Annotated in this window: 1 protein-coding gene; it reads right to left on the bottom strand. The window is 39.7% G+C overall.

What is annotated here, in order from left to right; translation table 11 throughout:
• On the bottom strand, positions 1-554 hold a 554-nt coding region (locus ACWHAR_RS30815), incomplete at both ends, for an erythromycin esterase family protein (RefSeq protein ID WP_452088903.1).

The raw sequence follows: 554 nt of genomic DNA, 5'->3' as shown, positions 1-554 counted from the left end.
CTCCGGATACTCCTCTAGTTTTTCTTTCATTTCTTCCAGCATATACGTTTCCATTACGTCAATTCTCAGCTGAAGAGAATGCATAAACATCTCATAAGCTTTCGGCTCTTTTGGAAGGTTTTCTTTTAGCTCTGAAGCATGTGTTTTAGTGAACTTGATCAGCTTCTGATAGTTTTTCACAAGCTTTTCCTTCTTTTGCGAAAATTCATCGAACGTATTGCTGTCTGTCACTAATGTTGAAAAATCATTTTCTGATTGGGAGAGCAACTCTGCTTTCTCAGGGTCCACCGCTTTTACCCAATGAGTCGCAGCATCATTGAATGAATTCTTCATGCTTTGAATATCAAAACCGGTAAGGATCAGCGGATCGCCTTTCTCTTTTTGCTCTTTCATGTAATCAAACAATTCAACGACATCTTCTGTGTGCCATACAGCGTAAATGGAGTTTTTCATCGTGCTTTTAGGGGTTAATTGGTCCATATTAAGGTAGGATGCATTTGTATCAGGAAAGCCAGACTCAAATGCCAATACATCGTATCCCAGCTCTTCGTGGA

The organism is Bacillus sp. LR--39 (genome assembly GCF_053613335.1).
This window is presented reverse-complemented; position numbering and strand designations above follow the sequence as displayed.